Raw genomic sequence first — 253 nt, forward strand, 5'->3', positions numbered from 1 at the left:
TGCTTCGAGGTGGGAGATGCTCTTGTGGAGGCTGTGGACGATGATGGGTTCGAAGGCGTTGAGCTGGAGCTGGCCGGCTTCGGCGGCCATGGTGATGGTGACGTCGTTGCCTATGACTTCGTAGGCGACCTGGGAGACGACTTCGGGGATCACGGGGTTGATTTTGCCGGGCATGATCGAGGATCCGGACTGGACCGCGGGGAGGTTGATTTCGCCGAAGCCGGCGCGCGGGCCGGAGGAGAGCAGGCGCAGG

Annotated in this window: 1 protein-coding gene; it reads right to left on the reverse strand. The window is 64.0% G+C overall.

Translation table 11 applies throughout. From position 1 onward, the window contains the following. On the reverse strand, positions 1 to 253 hold a 253-nt coding region (locus tag ABFP37_RS22590; protein ID WP_347035044.1), incomplete at both ends, for a lyase family protein.

It is taken from the genome of Burkholderia sp. RS01, assembly GCF_039748055.1.
Taxonomy (GTDB): Bacteria; Actinomycetota; Actinomycetes; order Actinomycetales; family Micrococcaceae; genus Arthrobacter.